This is a genomic window from Pseudonocardia bannensis, assembly GCF_012911875.1.
Lineage (GTDB): Bacteria > Actinomycetota > Actinomycetes > Mycobacteriales > Pseudonocardiaceae > Pseudonocardia > Pseudonocardia bannensis.
The window spans coordinates 60,423-77,322 of record NZ_JAAXKZ010000002.1 but is presented as its reverse complement, the minus strand read 5'-3'; the positions used below and the strand labels follow the sequence as shown (position 1 = coordinate 77,322).

The 16,900-nt window shown below is 70.6% G+C and carries 16 protein-coding genes and 1 tRNA gene; 13 read left to right on the top strand and 4 right to left on the bottom strand.

Features of this window, described 5'->3' with window-relative positions:
- The first annotated feature begins 391 nt into the window (after positions 1–391).
- From HF519_RS01180 to HF519_RS01155, 6 genes are all read left to right on the top strand, one after another.
- A complete protein-coding gene (locus tag HF519_RS01180; RefSeq protein ID WP_169409717.1) occupies positions 392–1,519 on the top strand; it encodes a homogentisate 1,2-dioxygenase in 1,128 nt (375 codons plus the stop codon).
- A gap of 49 nt (positions 1,520–1,568) precedes the next feature.
- A complete protein-coding gene (locus HF519_RS01175; protein WP_169409716.1) occupies positions 1,569–2,864 on the top strand; it encodes an alpha/beta fold hydrolase in 1,296 nt (431 codons plus the stop codon).
- Between the two features lie 53 nt (positions 2,865–2,917).
- Positions 2,918–3,973: an LLM class flavin-dependent oxidoreductase gene (locus tag HF519_RS01170; RefSeq protein ID WP_169409715.1), complete on the top strand. Its 1,056-nt coding sequence runs from the start codon at positions 2,918–2,920 to the stop codon at positions 3,971–3,973.
- Positions 3,974–4,022: 49 nt separating this feature from the next.
- Positions 4,023–5,213, top strand: coding sequence for an LLM class flavin-dependent oxidoreductase (locus tag HF519_RS01165; protein ID WP_169409714.1), 1,191 nt, complete (start codon positions 4,023–4,025; stop codon positions 5,211–5,213).
- Positions 5,214–5,235: 22 nt separating this feature from the next.
- Entirely contained in the window at positions 5,236–6,543 is a 1,308-nt protein-coding gene (locus HF519_RS01160; protein ID WP_169409713.1) for an MFS transporter, read from the top strand.
- 455 nt (positions 6,544–6,998) lie between these two features.
- Positions 6,999–7,610 carry a hypothetical protein gene (locus HF519_RS01155; RefSeq protein WP_169409712.1) on the top strand — a complete coding sequence of 204 codons (612 nt, stop codon included), beginning with the start codon at positions 6,999–7,001 and terminating at the stop codon, positions 7,608–7,610.
- Between the two features lie 453 nt (positions 7,611–8,063).
- Here HF519_RS01155 and HF519_RS01150 read toward each other — a convergent pair.
- Positions 8,064–8,151: transfer RNA gene (locus HF519_RS01150), tRNA-Leu, on the bottom strand.
- 89 nt (positions 8,152–8,240) lie between these two features.
- Here HF519_RS01150 and HF519_RS01145 point away from each other — a divergent pair.
- The 3 genes from HF519_RS01145 to HF519_RS01135 are packed head-to-tail and all read left to right on the top strand — an operon-like array spanning position 8,241 to position 11,324.
- Positions 8,241–9,557, top strand: coding sequence for a M20/M25/M40 family metallo-hydrolase (locus tag HF519_RS01145; protein WP_169409711.1), 1,317 nt, complete (start codon positions 8,241–8,243; stop codon positions 9,555–9,557).
- Between the two features lie 13 nt (positions 9,558–9,570).
- Entirely contained in the window at positions 9,571–10,341 is a 771-nt protein-coding gene (locus tag HF519_RS01140; RefSeq protein WP_312859829.1) for an SDR family oxidoreductase, read from the top strand.
- Positions 10,341–11,324, top strand: coding sequence for an NADPH:quinone oxidoreductase family protein (locus HF519_RS01135; RefSeq protein ID WP_169409709.1), 984 nt, complete (start codon positions 10,341–10,343; stop codon positions 11,322–11,324). The genes HF519_RS01140 and HF519_RS01135 overlap by 1 nt, the downstream gene beginning before the upstream one ends.
- A gap of 67 nt (positions 11,325–11,391) precedes the next feature.
- Here HF519_RS01135 and HF519_RS01130 read toward each other — a convergent pair whose 3' ends face one another.
- Both HF519_RS01130 and HF519_RS01125 read right to left on the bottom strand, forming a co-directional pair.
- A complete protein-coding gene (locus tag HF519_RS01130) occupies positions 11,392–11,622 on the bottom strand; it encodes a DUF5703 family protein (RefSeq protein WP_308259050.1) in 231 nt (76 codons plus the stop codon).
- 145 nt (positions 11,623–11,767) lie between these two features.
- The gene (locus HF519_RS01125) at positions 11,768–12,712 is read right to left on the bottom strand and encodes an aldo/keto reductase (RefSeq protein WP_169409708.1); all 945 of its coding nucleotides are present in this window, start codon (positions 12,710–12,712) and stop codon (positions 11,768–11,770) included.
- A 92-nt stretch (positions 12,713–12,804) separates the two neighbouring features.
- On the opposite strand from HF519_RS01125, the gene HF519_RS01120 reads away from it, so the two are divergent.
- From HF519_RS01120 to HF519_RS01105, 4 genes are read left to right on the top strand one after another with little or no spacing between them, the layout of a single operon-like run.
- Complete coding sequence (locus tag HF519_RS01120; RefSeq protein WP_169409707.1) at positions 12,805–13,626, top strand: undecaprenyl-diphosphate phosphatase; 822 nt, start codon at positions 12,805–12,807, stop codon at positions 13,624–13,626.
- A 36-nt stretch (positions 13,627–13,662) separates the two neighbouring features.
- Complete coding sequence (locus tag HF519_RS01115; RefSeq protein WP_169409706.1) at positions 13,663–14,361, top strand: histidine phosphatase family protein; 699 nt, start codon at positions 13,663–13,665, stop codon at positions 14,359–14,361.
- Positions 14,362–14,417: 56 nt separating this feature from the next.
- Positions 14,418–14,990, top strand: coding sequence for a DUF3090 domain-containing protein (locus HF519_RS01110; RefSeq protein WP_169409705.1), 573 nt, complete (start codon positions 14,418–14,420; stop codon positions 14,988–14,990).
- Positions 14,991–14,999: 9 nt separating this feature from the next.
- Positions 15,000–15,794, top strand: a complete 795-nt coding sequence (locus HF519_RS01105) for an SCO1664 family protein (RefSeq protein ID WP_281358366.1) — start codon at positions 15,000–15,002, stop codon at positions 15,792–15,794.
- 155 nt (positions 15,795–15,949) lie between these two features.
- Here HF519_RS01105 and HF519_RS32110 read toward each other — a convergent pair whose 3' ends face one another.
- A complete protein-coding gene (locus HF519_RS32110) occupies positions 15,950–16,840 on the bottom strand; it encodes an EamA family transporter (RefSeq protein WP_169409703.1) in 891 nt (296 codons plus the stop codon).
- Positions 16,841–16,900: the final 60 nt, after the last annotated feature.

The following is a 16,900-nucleotide window of genomic DNA, read 5'->3' as shown; positions in this document are numbered from 1 at the left end:
CAGCGACCGGCCAGGGTGTACCGGCCCCGCGCCGGATCCAAGGGCGAGAGGCCTGGTCGATTGCACTTCTCGTCGGTTCGAAGCTGTCCGGGGTGAGGTTCCTGCGGCCGGGTAGCGGTCGCTTCCCGGCCGCAGGAATCCTAGCATTCTAGCTGGACCGGTACTCGGATGGGAAGCCCGAGAAGTGAACCGGATTTTCATCGGACCGAACGTTCCAGTCTTCTTGTCCGGCCGCATCGTGAAGTGCTAAACATGTGACGCCTCACACGGAGCGCAAGGGTCTGTGTCCGCGGACGGAAGAACCGTGCGGCGCCATGAGCTCCGAGGGGGACGCGTTCGAGTTCGCGCGACCGCGGCGATACCTCACCGCGCGGAAGGACGGTCGATCTTCGTGATCATCAGGCACGCCAAGGGCGTCACGTCCAAACAGGCCCGCACGGGCTGGCCCGAGGGGACCTACGAGGACGAGCACGGCCGCGACGGGTTCGCCGGCGAGGTGTCCATGCTCTACCGAGCACACCCTCCGACCCGGTGGACCGGGATAGAAGGCCCCCTGAAGCCGCGGGCGATCGACAGCGCGGCGGTACGGCCGACCGACATGGGCGATGCGGCCGGGGTACCCACCCGGCTGCTGTACAACGACGACGTCCACATCTACGTGTCCCGGCGGCGGGCGCCCATGTCGTACTACATGAGAAATGCCGACGGCGACGAGATCTACTTCGTGCACGAGGGCACCGGCACGATCGAGAGCGACTACGGCCCGCTGGAATACGAGACCGGCGATTACGTGGTGATCCCCAAGGGGACGAACTACCGGGTCGTCCCCGGAAGCCCCGACAACTTCTTCATCATCATCGAATCGCGCAAGGGCCCGACGGGCTTTCCTGAACGAGGCATGCTGGGCCAGCACGTGCCGTTCGACTTCGCGCTCCTGCAGTGCCCGGATCCGCAGCCGATCCTCGACGAGGGCGGGGAGTACCAGGTCCGCATCAAGCGAGCGGACGAGTGGACGACCGTCTACTACGACTTCTGCCCGCTCGACGCCGTCGGCTGGACCGGCAACCTCTGCCCCTACAAGATCAACGTCAGAGACCTGCGGGCTCCCTACTCCGAGCGCACCCACATGCCGCCGACGACGTACGCGACGTTCCAGTGCCCGGGGTTCTGGGTCGTGACCTTCCAGCCCAAGCCCTTCGAGACGGCGCCCGACGCCGAGCGCGTGCCCGCCTACCACCGCAACGTCGACTACGACGAGGTCGTGTTCACCCATTCCGGACGGTTGATGTCCCGCGCGGAGGACCAGGGCGCCGCGACGCTGACCCTGCACCCGGCCGGCATGCATCACGGGCCGAACCCCCGTGCCTTCGAAGCGGCGAAGAAGGCGGATCGGATGGAGGCCTTCCTGGTGAACATCGACACCGAGAAGCCTCTGAAGTGGACCGACGCCTTCACCGGCGCCGAGGACCCGAACTACTGGGCGACGTTCTCCGACCGGTTGGTGCCCGTCGCCCCGTAGCGACGGAGTGCCGCCGCCCGCCCGAGCCGAGAGGAAGGCTGCAGCCCGCATGGCGCAGGGAGCGAGTCAGGACCAGACCGAGGCGTATCTGAAGCGGACGCGGTACACGACGTTCTCGTCGTTGCCGCCCGGCTGCTCCGGCGAGCTGGTCAGCCTGTTCACCAGTGACGGCGCCGAGATCCGCGCCATGCTCTACACGCCCCCGCGTCCGTCGCGCACGGTGGTCACGTTCTCCCACCCCCGCGTGGACGTCCACCGGCACTTCCAGATCCTCGACTTCCTCGAGGCCGGATACGCCGTCTTCGCGCACAACAGCCGGTGGCTGAACAACGACGTCGCGACCACCCACGAGCACCTGCTGTTCGACGTGGCCGCCGCGCTGCGGTACCTGCGCACGGATCGGGGGTTCGAGCACGTCGTCCTGCTGGGCACCAGCGGCGGCGGCTCGCTGTACGCCTTCTACCAGGCCCAGGCCGCCACCCCGCCGAATGGCCGGTTGCGCGACCTGCCGTGGGGCGACCCGCTCGACCTGGCCGCGGAGGACATGCCGCAGGCCGACGGGATCATCCTCTCCGCCGCGCACACCGGCCAGGGCAAGCTGCTCCAGCGGATCATCGATCCCTCCGTCGTGGACGAGAACGACCCGATGGCGGCGGACCCGTGCCTCGACATGTACGACCCGGCCAACGGGTTCCGCGAGCGCCCCGAGGAGAGCCGCTACAGCGAGGAGTTCCTGCAGTCCTACCGGGCCGCCCAGCTCGCCCGGGTCCGACGGCTGGACGCGCTGGCCCTGGCCCGGATCGAGGAGCAGCGCACCTTCCGGGCCATGCTGGCCGACCCGGCGCTGCAGCGCGCCGGTGTGCGCAGCCAGATCGAGGTCGGGCGCCGCGCCGCGGGCACGCGCTACATGGTGGTCTACCGGACGACGGCGAACCCGGCCTATCTCGACCTGCGACTCGAACCCAGCGACCGGGTGCAGGGCGGCATCTGGTCACTGCAGCCGGAGATCGACAACTTCGGTGAATGGGGGCTGGCCAGGCTGGTCACCCCGCGTGCCTGGTTGAGCACCTGGTCCGGGACGACGTCGCGCGCGTCGCTGGTGGACAACGCGGCCGACCTGCACCTGCCGACGCTCGTGATCACCGGCACCGCCGACCGCGACATCTACCCGTCCGACAGTGAGGCCGTCCATGCGGCGGTCCCGCATCCGGACAAGTCGCTGGTCATGCTCACCGGCGCCGATCACTATCTCCTGCCGTCCGGACCGAAGGGTGCGGGGAAGGACACCCGCGCGGAATCCCGCGAGCACACCCGGAAATGGATGCTCGAGCGGTTCCCGGTGTAGGCCCCTCTTTCTCGACCGCAACCATTCGGACGTCGTTCAACCGGGAGAAGTACATGCGATTCGGCATGCTGAGCATCTGCGACAACGACCCCGCCCGGCGGAGCACGCAGCAGTTCTATCAGGAACTGCTCGACGAGATCGTGCTCGCCGAGGAACTGGGTTTCGAGGACTACTGGGTCGCCGAGCACCACTACAGCGACTACGGGGTCGTTCCGTCGCCGGCCGTCCTGCTGTCCGCGGCGGCGAGCAGGACGAGCCGGATCGGGCTCGGTTCCGGGGTCAGCATCCTCCCGTTCCACGATCCGCTGCAGGTGGCCGAGGACTACGCCATGGTCGACGTGCTCAGCAACGGGCGGCTGACTTTCGGCGCCGGCCGTGGATTCCTCATCCACGAGTACGAGGCCTTCGGCATCAAGAACCAGCAGGACAGCCGGGAACGGTTCGACGAGGCGCTGGCGATCATCCGGAAGGCGTGGGAGGGCGAGCGGTTCAGCTTCCACGGCAAGCACTACACCGTCGACGACGTGAAGCTCAACGTGCTGCCGGTGCAGAAGCCCGGACCGCCGATCTACCAGGCCGCGCTCAGCCCGTCGAGCTACGAGAAGGCGGCGGCCCTCGGGGTGCCGGTCGCCGGCGTCGCGACCACCCTGCGCACCCTGGACCGGATCGAGGAGCGGGTCGGCAGCTTCAAGCGGCTCTGGGCCGAGTCCGGCCGCGACGCGGAGACGGTCGACGTGCCGATCACCTGGTACACGTTCGTGGTGCCCGACCAGGAGCGGGTCTACGAGGACGCCGGGCGGCACCTGATCAACTACTTCCGCAACATCGGGAACATCTTCGACCCGGAGAAGGTGGACAACCCGGAGGCCCGGCAGGTCTACGAGGAACTGCACGAATGGAACAACACCGTCACCTACGACCACATCGAGAACAACACCGACGTGGCCCTGTTCGGTGACCCGGACACCGTGATCGCCAAGCTCGAGCGGATCCGGGCCGCGGGCGTGGAGAAGGTGCACTGCCTGATGAACTTCGGGAACCGCGCCCACGAGGAGGTCGTCGCCTCCATGGAACTGTTCGCGAAAGAGGTCATGCCCGCGCTCCGATGACGCGCGGAGAACCATTTTCCGGGCACGACTCAGAGAAGAGGATCGGGAAGTGGAGAACGGGCTCTTCTACACGCCGCTGACCGGCGCGTCCCGCGCTGAGCTCGAACTCGGTATGGCCGGCAAGGACGAAGGCTACTACCAGCGGATGCTGCACGAGCTGACCGAGCAGGCCCAGCTCGCGGATGCGCTGGGTTACGACAAGCTCGCCATCTCGGAGCACCATTTCCAGGTCGAGGGGTTCGAGGTCCCGAACAACCCCGTCCTGTTCAACGTGTACCTCGCCGGCAGGACACAGAACATCAAGCTCGGGCAGTTGGGCATCCTGGCCGCCGCGCGGCATCCGTTGCTCGTCGCCGAGGACATCGTGCTGCTCGACCACATGACGCAGGGCCGGTGCTTCGTCGGCCTGGCGCGCGGCGCGCACACCCGCGCAGTCGACGTCCTCGCGGACAAGTACGGCGTCAAGGCACCGCACCCGGGCTTCACCGATGCGGCTGCCCGGCAGGTGAACCACGACCGGTTCGTCGAGAACTTCGAGCTCATGAAGATGGCCTGGACGCAGGACACCCTCAAGTTCCGCGGGAAGTTCTGGCGGATCCCGCCCGACGACGTCGTCTTCGGCCACGCGGGCACCGCGAAGTACGGCCGCGGGCAGGACGACCAGGGCCGGATCGAGGAGGTCGGGATCGTCCCGAGACCGTTCACGAAGCCGCACCCGCAGGTGTATGTGCCCTTCACCGCGAGCCCGGCGACCGTCGAGTGGTGCGCGCGCAACGAGATCCGGCTGGTGGCGTTCACCTCGATCCACGAGCAGATCGACGAGATCCTGACCCGGTACCGGCGGGCGGCGAACGAGGCCGGCCACGAGATCGGTTACGGCGACGAGGTCGCGCACTTCAAGACGATCATCGTCGCCGACACCGAGGAGGAGGCCCGCGGGCACGCGGAGAACGTCGCCTGGGCCTGGGCGGAATGGCTCGGCGGATACGGCTTCAACGAGGCCTTCCGGCTGCCGGGGGAGACGACCCCGATCCCCAACGACTTCGCGGCGACCCAGCGGGGCCACGGCTTCATCGTGTACGGCACCCCGGACCAGGTGCTGCGGCGCCTGCAGCCGTTCGTCGAGCAGTACAACGTCGGCGAGCTCTTCAACTGGGTGTTCAACGGGGTCATGCCGCATGAGGCGGTCATGAGATCCCTCGAGCTCTACGCGGACAAGGTCGCACCGAAGCTCGGATGACGGAACGAGTGGGAGCCGGCGCATGAGCACATCGACAATCCACAGCTCGGAACCGCGGAAGGTCGCGGTCGCGAGCCTCGTCGGCACCACCGTCGAGTGGTACGACTTCTTCATCTACGGAACGGCTGCCGCACTGGTCTTCCCGCGGCTGTTCTTCCCCGAGGTCGGCCCGTTCCTCGGCACGGTGCTGGCGTTCGCGACGTTCGGCGCGGGATTCCTCGCCCGGCCGCTGGGCGGGATCGTGTTCGGCCACTTCGGCGACCGGCTGGGGCGCAAGCCCATGCTGGTGGTGTCGCTGCTCACGATGGGGGTGGCGACCCTGCTGATCGGGTTGCTGCCGACCCACGCCACGGTCGGCGTGCTGGCGCCGGTGCTCCTGGTGCTGCTGCGGCTGGTCCAGGGCATCGCCGTCGGAGGGGAGTGGGGCGGCGCCGTGCTCCTGGCCGTCGAGCACGCGCCACCCGGGCGGCGGGGCTTCTTCGGCAGCTTCCCGCAGGCCGGCGCGGCCGCCGGCACGGTGCTGGCGACCGCCGCGTTCTACGTCGTCGCCCTGCTGCCCGACGACCAGTTCCTGGCCTGGGGCTGGCGGCTGCCGTTCCTGGCCAGCGCGGTGCTCGTGGTGGTCGGGCTGTACGTGCGGCTACGGATCGCCGAGAGCCCGAGCTTCCGCCGGCTGGAGCAGCGCCGGGACACGGCGCGGATTCCGCTGGTGGAGACCCTGCGGACGCACCCCCGGCAGGTGATGCTCGTCGCCGGTGCGTTCCTCGTTCAGAGCGCCTTCGCCTACATCTTCATCGCCTACCTCGCCACGTACGCGACGCAGGTCGTCGGCGTCTCCCGCGACGCGATTCTGCTGATCATCGCGCTGTCCGGGGTCGTGTCCTTCGCGATGCACCTGTACTTCGGCTCGCTGTCGGACCGGTTCGGGCGCAAGCCGGTCTACCTCACTGGGGTGGTCGCGATGGGTGTGCTGATCTTCCCGGCGTTCGCGCTCATCGACACCGGTGTCTTCGTCCTGATGCTGCTCGGACACGTGATGATCTTCGGCGTCGCGCAGGCCATCTCCGGTGGCGCCACGGCCACCATGTTCGCCGAGATGTTCCGTACCGGCGTCCGGTACACCGGTGCCTCGGTCGGCTACCAGCTCGCCGGGGTCGCCGGCGCCGCACTGTCGCCGATCATCGCCGCCTCGCTGTTCGAGGCGACCGGGTCGGGTTACGCCATCGCCGGCTACCTCGCAGCCATGGCCGTGGTCTCGCTGGTGAGCGTGATGCTCACCGGGGAGACCCGGGACCGGGACCTGGCGGACGCGTCCCACGCATCCGGGTGAACAACCGATCGGGGAGTACTCCAACCCGAACTACTACCAGCGGGCGCCTGGCCGATCGTCTTCACGCCCATCGAGGAGACGATCACCGCGCGCCTCGACGCGTACCTGGAGGAGGCCCGGAACCGTGAGCCGGACATCGCCTGGGGCGAGAACGCCGACCGCTTCCGAAAGATCGTCGTCGCCCACACCGACGAGGAGGCGTTCGCGATCGGCTCCGACGCGACGGGCTTCCTGTGGACCACGTGGCACGAAGTTCGAGACGCCGAAGCGGACGGAGGCCGCCCTCGCGTAGCCGATCCGCCGGCACCCTGTCTCGTCCGAGCCCGTACCGCCGGCGGCAAACGGTGTCGGACGCACCTATGGCCCGATGGCCCTGGTACCGCCTGGCGCTGCGGAGGACCGTGCCGGCCACGGGGGCGCAGGGTGCCCCGCGGGACGGGTGAAGGGGGAAGCGCATGTACGTCCGGTTCATCATCATCAACGGAGACCCGGCCAAGATCGACTCCTCCGTGGAGTACCTCGAACAGACCGCCCGCCCTCAGGTAGAGGCGACTGCGGGCAACAAGGGGTTCGCGACACTGACGGGAGCCGACGCCCGGATCACGATCGCGGCGTCCTACTGGCAGGACGCCGAGGCGCTGAAGGCGTCGGGTACAGCGCTGACGCCGCTGCGCGAGCAGGTGGAAGCCGCGGCGGGCGGCCCGCTCAGCGTCGAGGAGTACGAGGTCGCCCTCGGTTTCCGCCGGTCCATCCCGGCCCGCGGCGCCGTCGTGCGGCTCGCGCGAATGGAGATCGAGCCGTCCAGGGCGGATGACGCCGTCACGTTCTACGGCGGGGAGACGGCACCGCGGGTGAAGGGAGCGCCCGGTCTGTGCAGCTTCCAGTTGTTGCTCGATCGGGAATCCGGCCAGGGCATGGTCGTCACCGCTTGGGAGAACGAGCGCGCTGCCGGCGATTTCTGGCCCACGGCCCAGGAGCTGCGTGCCCAGGTCGCCGAACGGGTCGGCGCCCACTTCTCCGGCATCGAGCACTACAGCATGGTCCGCACGTCGGTGCAGCTCGACTGACCTGCGCTCGAACGGCGCTGGACCTTCAGCCGGGAACGCGCCGTCACCCACGCGGCGCCCGTCCCAGAGGGAGCGGCCCGGCTGAATCGGCGGGGGTCGAGGCGTAGCGCCAGGTGCCGGTCCAACGTGTGGCTCCACCTGCCCAACAGCCCGGCGCCGGCCACGATCCCGGTAGGCGGCTCCGGCAGAAGGTGTAGGGCCCCGCGACCGACGCGTCGGTAGGGGTGAGCCGGAACCCGCCCACCGAAGTCGAGATCGGTGATCGTGCCGGTCCAGGGCGTCGACCGGACCGAGACGGCGGGCGCCGTCGGGAGCGTGACGAACGCGGTGGCCGCGACGAGAGCGCTGGTGAACCGCGAGAGGCCCCTGTGCCGACCTTGCGCCAGGCGCACCGATCGGAGCGCCTGGCGGGGAACCTGCACCGCGCCGATCGGCGCGGATCGCTCAGTGATGTGGTGTCCGAGGGGGGACTTGAACCCCCACGCCCGTTAAAGGGCACTAGCACCTCAAGCTAGCGCGTCTGCCATTCCGCCACTCGGACTTGCACCGCGGTCTCGACCGCGACGGAGGAAGGATAGCTGACGCCCACCGGGACCCCGTAACCGCATCCGCGATGGTAGGAAGATCCGCATGACCGGCCCTACGACAGCGGAGGACGAGGTCGTCCAGCTGGCCTCCGAGCTCATCCGGATCGACACCTCAAACACGGGCGATCCGGCCACGGTCGTCGGGGAGCGGGAGGCCGCGGAGTACGTCGCGGCCAAGCTCTCCGAGGTCGGGTACGAGGTCGAGATGGTCGAGTCGGGTGCGCCGCGCCGTGACAACGTGTTCATCCGCCTCGCCGGCGCCGACCCGGACCGAGGTGCGCTGTTGGTCCACGGCCACCTCGACGTCGTCCCGGCCGACCCGAGCGAGTGGTCGGTGCACCCGTTCTCCGGCGCGGTGCAGGACGGCTACGTGTGGGGACGCGGTGCCGTCGACATGAAGGACATGGTCGCGATGACCATCGCCGTGGCCCGGCGGTTCAAGCGCGACGGCGTGGTGCCGCCCCGGGACATCGTCTTCGCCTTCCTGGCTGACGAGGAGGCCGGCGGCAAGTACGGCGCACAGTGGCTGGTGAAGAACCGTCCGGATCTCTTCGACGGCTGCACCGAGGCCGTCGGGGAGGTCGGTGGGTTCTCCCTGACCCTGGGCGAGGACCAACGCGTCTACCTCATCGAGGCCGCGGAGAAGGGCATCGCGTGGATGCGGCTGCGGGCCCGCGGCAAGCCCGGGCACGGCTCGTTCCTGCACGAGGACAACGCCGTGACCAAGCTCGCCGAGGCCGTGGCCCGGCTGGGCAACCACACGTTCCCGATCGTGATCACCGACACGGTCCGCCAGTTCCTCGACCAGATGAGCGAGCTGACCGGCCTGGAGTTCCCCGAGGACGACCTGGAGGGCTCGCTGGCCAAGCTCGGCCCGCTCTCCCGGATCATCGGCGCCACCGTGCGGGACACCGCGAACCCCACGATGCTCCAGGCCGGCTACAAGGCGAACGTGATCCCGTCGACCGCCGAGGCCGTCGTCGACTGCCGGGTGCTGCCCGGCCGCCAGGAGGCGTTCCTGCGCGAGGTCGACGAGTTGCTCGGACCCGACGTCAGCCGCGAATGGGTCACCGAGCTGCCGCCGGTGGAGACACCGTTCGAGGGCGCGCTGGTCGAGGCCATGGCCGCGGCGCTGCGCACCGAGGACCCCGGGGCGAAGACCATCCCGTACATGCTCTCCGGCGGAACCGACGCCAAGTCGTTCGCCGAACTGGGCATGCGTTGCTACGGCTTCGCGCCGCTCCGCCTGCCCCCGGACCTCGACTTCGCGTCGCTGTTCCACGGCATCGACGAGCGGGTGCCGGTCGACGCACTGCAGTTCGGCACGCGTGTGCTGGACACCTTCCTGCGGAACAGCTGAGGAGTTGGTCAACGTGGACCTCAAGGGCAAGGCCGCGCTCGTCACGGGCGGTGCCTCCGGGATCGGCGAGGCCGCGGTCCGCCGTCTGGCCGCCGCGGGCGCCGTCGTCGCCATCGCGGACCGGGACGAGGCGGGGGCCCGGGCGCTGGCCGACAAGGTCGGCGGGCTGGCGCTGCCCGGTGACGTCACCGAGCCGGATGCGATGGCGATGGCCGTCGACATCGCCGAGGACAGCTTCGGACGGCTGAACATCGTCCTGCTCAACGCCGGGATCACGTCCGGGCAGTCGGGCATCGAGAACCTGGATCTGGCTGCGTACCGGCGCATCATGGGCGTCAACGTCGACCACGTCGTCTACGGGCTCAACGCAGCCGTGCCGGCGCTGCGCCGGGCCGGCGGCGGCAACATCATCGCCACCGCCTCGCTGGCCGGCCTGCTGCCGCTGCCCGGCGACGCGCTGTACACGCTGACCAAGCACGCCGTGGTCGGCTACGTCCGCTCGGCCGCGCCGACGCTGGCCCCCGAGGGGATCCGGGTGAACGCGATCTGCCCGGGCTTCGCCGACACCCCGCTCCTCAAGCACGCCAAGGACCAACTCGGCGACTTCCCGCTGCTCACCCCCGAGGACGTCGTCGACGCCATCCAGGCGGTGCTGGACCGCGGCGAGCCCGGCGAGTGCTGGTTCGTCCAGCCCGGTCGCGAGCCCGGCCCGTACGGATTCCGGGGGGTGCCCGGACCCAAGGGCGGCGTCGCACCCCCGCTGGTGGACTGGGAGAACCACTGATGCGCGGCTGGCAGGTTCACGAGCTCGGAGACCCCGGCGACGTACTGACCTGGCACGACGACCTGCCGGATCCCGAACCGGGGCCGGGCCAGGTGCTGGTCCGGGTGCACGCGGTCGCGTGCAACTTCCCCGACATCCTGGTCTGCCAGGGCAAGTACCAGGAGCGCCCGCCGCTGCCGTTCACCCCTGGCCTGGAGATCGCCGGTGAGGTCGTCGCCGCGGGCGAGGGGGCCCGGGCCGTGGTCGGCGACCGGGTGCTCGGTACGCCACCGATGGGCAAGGGCGGCTACGCCGAACTGGTCCTGCTCGACGCCGAGTCGACGCTTCCGTGGCCGGAGGGGATGAGCGCCGGCCAGGCCGCCGGGATGTTCATCACCTACCAGACCGGCTACTGCGCGCTGCACCATCGCGGCAACCTCAAGGCGGGGGAGACCCTGCTGGTGCACGCCGCGGCGGGTGGGGTCGGCACCGCCGCGGTGCAGTTGGGCAAGGCCGCCGGCGCGCGCGTCATCGGGACCGCGGGCGGGCCGGACAAGTGCGCGGTGGTGAAGTCGCTCGGCGCCGACGAGGTGATCGACTACTCCGACGCCGACCTGGTCACGGCGGTCAAGGACCTCACCGGCGGCCGCGGGGCCGACGTCATCTACGACCCGGTGGGCGGCGACGTCTTCGACGCCTCCCGCCGGGTGGCGGCCTTCGAGGGCCGGATCCTGGTCATCGGTTTCGTGGCGGGACGGTTCGCCGAGGCGCCGACCAACCACATCCTGGTGAAGAACTACTCGGTGGTCGGCGTGCACTGGGGCTACTACCGGCAGATGAACCCCGGCCTGATCCCGCAGTGGCAGGACGCGCTCAACACGCTGTGGGCCGAGGGGAGGATCGACCCGCTGGTCGGGGTCGAGCTGCCGTTGACCGAGGCGCCCGAGGCGTTGCGCCGGCTGGGTTCACGCGGAACCACGGGGAAGGTCGTGCTCACCCCGTAGGCCATCGGCGAGCGTGCGCTCATGGTTGCCCGGGCATCCATGAGCGCACGCTCAAGGTGGAAAACCGTCAGACGGAGAGTTCGGGCAGCATCCGGGACGAGCGGCGGCGGCGCAGCCACACCTTGCGGACGCCTCCGGGGTACAGCCGCACGCGCGACAGTTCCCAGCCACCGAACTCGGCCTGGATCGCCAGCCGGACCGCCGCGGTCATCCGGGAGACATCGCCCCCGATCTGGACCGGGCGGTATTCCCACTCCCCGTCGGTCAGATCCCCCTCGGCCACGCCGGTTGCTGTCACCGGCCACCTCCTGCCAGCTTCATGCGGCCGGGCGTCCTGCGACCCGGCTCAGGGTTCACCCACGTGAACACGGGGTGGATTCCCACACCATATGCGCGCCCGGGGGCCGGTCGCCAGGTCCGATCGACGGTCGAGCCCGGCCCGCTCAGCCCGGGACGCTCACGTCGTCCAGCGCGGCCCGGATCTCGGTGGGCAGGTCCACCGTCTCGGTGGCCACCGACGCGGCGAGCTGGGCGGCGTCGCGGGCACCGACCACCGCCGCGGCGACCCCTGGCCGATCACGGATCCACGCCAGGGCCACGGCGAGCGGGGAGGTGCCCAGCCCGTCGGCCGCGGTGAGCACGGCCTGCACGATCCGGGCCGACCGCTCGTTGCGACGCGCCTCCACGTACGGGGCCAGCACCGGCGATGCCGCGCGCGAGTCGGCCGGGGTCCCGTCGGCGTACTTCCCGGTGAGCACCCCGCGGCCGAGCGGTGCCCACGCCAGCAGGCCGACGCCGTGGTGCCGGGCCGCCGGGATCAGCTCCACCTCCGCGGAGCGGGACAACAGTGAGTACTCGATCTGCGCCGACACCGGAACCGTGACGTTGCCCAGCGTCCGGGCTCGCTCCGCGACGGTCGCCAGCTGCCATCCGGACGGCGCGACCAGACCGGCGTAGCGCACCCGCCCCGACATGACGGCGACCTGGACGGCGCTCAGTGTCTCCTCGAGCGGGACGTCGGCGTCCCAGCCGGGCAGCTGCCACAGATCCAGGTGGTCGGTGCCGAGGCGGCTCAGCGTCGCGTCCAGCGCGCTGAGCAACGCACCGCGGGCCGCGCCGTCGCCGAGCACGCCGGTGGGCAGCCCACCCCGTCCGGCGAGCACGAGGTAGTCGCGGGGAACTGAGGCGTTCATCACCTTGCCCAGGATCTCCTGGGCGCGGCCGGCCCCGTAGACGTCGGCCGTCTCGACCAGGGTGCCGCCGGCGTCGACGAACGTGGTCAGTTGCTCGGCCGCGCTCTCCTCATCGGTGTCGTCGCCCCAGGTCATCGTGCCCAGGCCGATCCGCGACACCTGCAGTCCGCTCGCCCCGACCCGTCTGCGCCGCACGGGGAGGGAGCCTATGCAGCCGGTGCGCCGGCATCGGACGGACCCCGGGTACGGTGCTCCGCCGTGACCGCGACCCCTATCGAGATCGTCCCGTGAGCTGGCTCGAGGTACTCGTTCTCGGCCTCGTCCAGGGCCTGACGGAGTTCCTGCCGATCTCCTCCTCCGGGCACCTGAGGATCATCTCCGGTGCCTTCTTCGGCAACGACCCCGGCGCGGCGTTCACCGCGGTGACCCAGCTGGGCACCGAGCTCGCGGTGCTCATCTACTTCGCCAAGGACATCGGCCGCCTGGTCGCGACCTGGTTCCGCGGCTTCCGCGACCCCGACGTGCGCGCCACGTCGGACTACCGGGTCGCCTGGCTGGTCATCATCGGCTCGGTCCCGATCGTCGTCCTGGGTGTGCTGTTCAAGGACCAGATCGAGACGGTCGCCCGCAACCTGTGGCTGATCGCGACCACACTGATCGTCTTCGGGCTCCTGCTGGGGCTCGCCGAGCGGTACGGCCCGCAGCGCCGCCCGATCGAGGAGCTCACCGTCCGCGACGGTGTGGTGCTCGGGTTCGCCCAGGCCATGGCGCTCATCCCGGGCGTCTCCCGGTCCGGTGGGACGATCACGGCGGGACTGTTCCTCGGGCTCTCCCGGCCCGCGGCGGTGCGCTACTCGTTCCTGCTGGCGATCCCGGCGGTCGTCGGGGCGGGTGTGTTCCAGCTGCCCGACGTGTTCGCCGGCGACGGCCCCAGCGGGCTGCAGATGTTCGTCGCGACGCTCATCGCGTTCGTGGTCGGCTACGCGGTGATCGCGTGGCTGCTGCGTTACGTCGAGCGGCACAGCGTCTACGTCTTCGTCGCCTACCGGATCGCGCTCGGCACCGCGCTGCTCGCCGCCCTGTCGATCGGCGCCGTCTCGGCCACCTGAGCCGGCCCCGCAGCCGGACCCGTACGCTCGCGGATCGTGACCACCTTGATCCTGCTGCGGCACGGGCGGTCGTCGGCCAACGCGGCCGGCGTGCTCGCCGGCCGCAGCCCGGGCGTCGAGCTGGACGAGACCGGACGGGCGCAGGCCGAGCGGGTGGTCGAGCGGCTCGCGCCGCTGCCGCTGGCCGAGATCGTCAGCTCGCCCCTGACACGCTGCCAGCAGACCGTCGCACCGCTGGCCGCCGCTCGCGGGCTCACCCCGATCGTCGAGCCCGGCCTGTCCGAGGTCGACTACGGCGCCTGGACCGGTGGCACGCTCAAGACGCTCGCCAAGGAACCACTGTGGAAGGTCGTGCAGGCGCACCCCTCCGCGGCGGTGTTCCCCGACGGCGAGGGCCTGGCCGGCATGCAGGCCCGCGCGGTGGCCGCGGTGCGGGCCAACGGGGCCCGGATCGCCGCCGAGCACGGCCCGAACGCCGTCTGGCTGGCCTGCAGCCACGGTGACGTGATCAAGTCGGTGCTGGCCGACGCGCTGGCCACACACCTGGACAACTTCCAGCGGATCGTGGTCGACACGTGCTCGGTGAGCGTCGTCCACTACACGGAGACCCGCCCGTTCGTCTCCCGGGTCAACGATCTCGGAGGCGATCTCGCGAGCCTGATCCCGCCCAAGGCGAAACGCCGGCGCACCGCCGCGAAGCGCACATCGGACGCTGTGGTGGGCGGATCCACCTGATGCCTTCGGGGCGCGGACGTGCTCCCCGCGCCGCGTTGGCCTAGTCTCGTATTGCCATGTCACGCGTCATCCATGTCTTCCGCCAGCCCGAGCGGTTCATCGCCGGGACCGTCGGCGAGCCCGGCGACCGGTCCTTCTACCTGCAGGCGATCGAGGACGCCCGGACCATCAGCGTGCTGCTCGAGAAGCAGCAGGTCTCGGTGCTCGCCGAGCGCATCGGCGCGCTGCTGCAGGAAGTGGCCCGCCGTTTCGGCCCCGAGCTGGCCACCGAGCCCGGCGGTGACGAGTTCGACGCCGATCCCCTCGCCGTGCCGCTGGAGGAGGAGTTCCGGGTCGGGACCATGGGGCTGGGTTGGGACGCAGACTCGCGCTCGATCGTGGTGGAGCTGCTCGCGGTCACCGAGGAGGAGATCGACGAGTCGGTCGTGCTCGACGACACCGAGGAGGGCCCGGACGCGCTGCGCGTGTTCCTGTCCCCGGTACAGGCCAAGGCGTTCGCCGAGCGGGCCGAGAGGGTGGTGTCGGCCGGGCGGGCCCCCTGCCCGTTGTGCGCGGAACCGCTCGACCCGCAGGGCCACGTGTGCGTCCGGCTGAACGGGTACCACCAGCGGTCCCCGGTCGAGGACTGACCGACGACCTTGGAGCTCCGTGACCCGGCTCTGCCGGGACTACTACGTGACGGCCGCATGGAAATCACCGGGCGGCTGGTCGATGCCTCGAACACCACCCTGTTCGGCACCGTGGCGCTCGACGGCGCCGACATGCGGTGCGTCTACAAGCCCGTCCGCGGCGAGCGCCCGCTCTGGGACTTCCCCGACGGCACGCTGGCCGGCCGCGAGGTCGCCAGTTTCCTGATCTCCGAGGCGGCGGGCTGGAACGTCGTGCCGCCCACCGTGCTGCGCGACGGGCCGTTCGGGCCCGGCATGGTCCAGGCCTGGGTGGACACCGACGACGAGTGCGAGCTGGTCGACGTCTGTGCACCGGCGGAGGTGCCACCGGGCTGGCTGGGCGTGCTGCGGGCCCGCGACGGTCACGGTGAGCCGGCCGTCCTGGTGCACGCGGACCGTCCCGAGCTGCGAGCGATGGCCGCGTTCGACGTCGTGGCCAACAACGCCGACCGCAAGGGCGGGCACGTGCTGGCGGGGACCGACGGCCGGGTGTACGGCGTCGACCACGGGCTGACGCTGCACACCGAGGACAAGCTGCGCACCGTGCTGTGGGGCTGGGTCGGCCAGGAGCTGTCCGAGGACGTCCTGGAGGCGCTGCGCCGGCTGCGGTCCGAGCTGGACGGAGGGCTGTGCACGGCGCTGGGCGAACACGTCACCCGCCGGGAGGTCGCGGCCCTGTCGCGGCGGGTGGACGCGCTGCTCGCGCGGCGGCGCTACCCGGAGCCGTCGGGCTACGGACCGGCCATCCCCTGGCCGGCCTTCTGACTCCCGCGAGTCGGGGTATCACCGCGCGCGAGTCGCGGCCTTCACACGCGCGAGTCGCGGTATCGACGCGCGCGAGTCGCGGTATCGGGGAGCGCGAGTCGCGGTATTCGGGAGCGCGAGTCGTGGAGTCTCCGCGGCTGCCGGCTCCTCACGCATCACCCCGCGGCCAGCAGCACCACCCCGGCCAGCGCGGTCAGCGTGCCGATCCACTGGGCCCGGGCCAGCCGTTCGCGCAGCACCACGACGGCCAGCAGGACCGTGATCACCGGGTTCAACGTCGCGATCACCGACACCACGCTGAGCAGGCCGAGGCGGGCGGCCTCGCCGAAGGTGTAGGTGCCCAGCGCCAGCAGCAGGCCGGGGATCAGCACGAGCAGCGCGTCGCGGCCTGGCACCCGGACCGCCGCGCGCAGCACCACGATCCCGATGGCGGTCGCCGTGACCAGGGAGACCCGCGACCAGAACAGCGCACCGGTGGGGGAGTCGTCGGCGGCGTGGGCGTACGTCGTCAGGAACACGCCGAACAGCAGCGCCGCGAGCATCGCCCAGCCGACACCGCGGGAGCCGGCCGTCCGCGCCGGGGGCACGTCGACGGGCGGGGCGCCGCCGACCGGCACCGGGACCGGCCGTGACTGCGACGACCGTTGCGGTCGGGCCGCCAGTGCGATCCCGATCAGCGCGACCGGGATGCCGACGATCTGCGGCACGCCGGGCCGGTCACCGGTCACCAGGCCGAGGAGCACCGGCACAGCGGCACTGGTCGCGGTGATCGGGGCGACGACACTGAGATCACCGGTCGTGCCGGCGCGGTAGAAGGCGGCCAGTGCCGCGGCGTTGCTCACCCCTGCGGCCAGGGCGAACGCCACCCCGACGACCGTCATGTCGATCGCGGAGCCGAGAACCAGCACGGTCGAGACCGCGAGCCCGGCGAGCTGGCTGCCGAGCAGCACCGCGGCGAGCGGCATCCTGCGCCCGAGTGTGGGGCCGAGGAAGTTCGCGACGCCGTAGCCGACCGCGGTGCCCAGCGCGAGCAGGACGGGGATCACGAGTTCCTCTCCTGCCGTTCGTCGGCTCGTAGCGACGGGCCCGTGCCCATCTTCACCCAT

Coding starts and splice junctions, on each gene's coding strand:
- HF519_RS01175 (WP_169409716.1), top strand. CDS start 1,569: ATGGCGCAGGGAGCGAGTCAGGACCAGACCGAGGCGTATCTGAAGCGG.
- HF519_RS01170 (WP_169409715.1), top strand. CDS start 2,918: ATGCGATTCGGCATGCTGAGCATCTGCGACAACGACCCCGCCCGGCGG.
- HF519_RS01160 (WP_169409713.1), top strand. CDS start 5,236: ATGAGCACATCGACAATCCACAGCTCGGAACCGCGGAAGGTCGCGGTC.
- HF519_RS01155 (WP_169409712.1), top strand. CDS start 6,999: ATGTACGTCCGGTTCATCATCATCAACGGAGACCCGGCCAAGATCGAC.
- HF519_RS01145 (WP_169409711.1), top strand. CDS start 8,241: ATGACCGGCCCTACGACAGCGGAGGACGAGGTCGTCCAGCTGGCCTCC.
- HF519_RS01135 (WP_169409709.1), top strand. CDS start 10,341: ATGCGCGGCTGGCAGGTTCACGAGCTCGGAGACCCCGGCGACGTACTG.
- HF519_RS01110 (WP_169409705.1), top strand. CDS start 14,418: ATGTCACGCGTCATCCATGTCTTCCGCCAGCCCGAGCGGTTCATCGCC.